The sequence below is a fragment of the Nonomuraea sp. NPDC049400 genome (assembly GCF_044466425.1).
Taxonomy (GTDB): domain Bacteria; phylum Actinomycetota; class Actinomycetes; order Streptosporangiales; family Streptosporangiaceae; genus Nonomuraea.
This window is the reverse complement of record NZ_JBITMP010000165.1, coordinates 1-1,164: the sequence shown is the minus strand read 5'-3', so window position 1 is coordinate 1,164 and position 1,164 is coordinate 1. Positions and strand designations below refer to the sequence as shown.

1 pseudogene is annotated in these 1,164 nt (G+C 67.2%); it reads left to right on the top strand.

Annotation, left to right across the window (positions count from 1 at the left end):
* Positions 1 to 1,164, top strand: a pseudogene (locus ACIBVN_RS60910) (hypothetical protein); the annotation flags it as partial.

Below are 1,164 nucleotides of genomic sequence, written 5' to 3'. Positions count from 1 at the left end.
CCGGCGGTGCCGGGCAAGAAGTACGGCGACGGCAGCACCTACCGGTGGTGGCTCAAGCAGTTCGACCTGCTGGGCTATAACCACAGGGTTCTCTACCTCAACTCGATGTTCTTCGACGTCCCGCAGTCCCGCGACCGCGGCTACTGGTGCTTCTGGGACAAGCGCCTGCCCACTCCGGACCTCGACCACCGGCCTGAGTCGTGGTGCTCGGGCTGCGGCACCATCGTGCAAGCCGTATGGACCTGGAAGACCGGGATCCCACCGACCGGCAGCGTCCGCTACGGCAAGCAGTACGAGTACCGGTGCCCCTCATGCCGGGGTGTCGTGATCCCTCCGTTCGCGCCGTCGCTGAACGCGCTCGACCTGTCCAACCTCGGCACCAGGATCGGCGACAAGCCGCTCCGCGAGTTCAAGGACAAGAAGACCGGCGAGGTCACCCTCAGCCCTCTCGCACCAGCCACCATGGCCCGAGCGGAGCGATGCAGGCAGCGTTTCGCCGACTTCCCTGCCGTGCTCATGCCGGTCAAGTCCCAGCGCGGATCCGAACGCCACCCGTGGCAGCCCCTCGTCACCCAGACGAGCCAGCAAGAGACGTCGATCCTCTCGACCGGCGCGCTCATCGCCGCCGCGGGCAACACCTACGAGCGGCCCGGCTCCGACTGCCGCACCCGAAACCTGAGCAACCCTCTGCCCTCGCAGACCTCGACCAACACCCAGGCCCTCTTCACGCCCCCAGTCGCCCTGATGACCGGGCAGGTGATGGTCGCGCATCGACACAACGGCGACGGCAAGCACGTCACCCAGCCGATGGACACGGTCACGAGCACGCACGAGAAGGCGGTCCTGCTCGCGGTGAACAACTTCCAGGGCGCCCCTCGTGGCGTCGACGAGGCGCTCCCCACACAGGGCGGCTCGGAGACCCTGTCGCTGCTTTCTGCTGGCGTCCTGCCGTTCCGGAAGAACACCACCCCGACGTCGCACGCCGAAGCCATGCCCACTGTCACGTCCGACCAGATCCCCGGCCTGATCACCGCAGCAGGGACGGTGCAGTTCCGGCAAGGAACCGACCGCCGCATAGCAGGTGTTGATCAACCGCTGAACACGGTGGTCACTGATGGTGCCGGGCACGGCCTGCTGTTCTCCGGCTGGTACGCGCAGAACGGC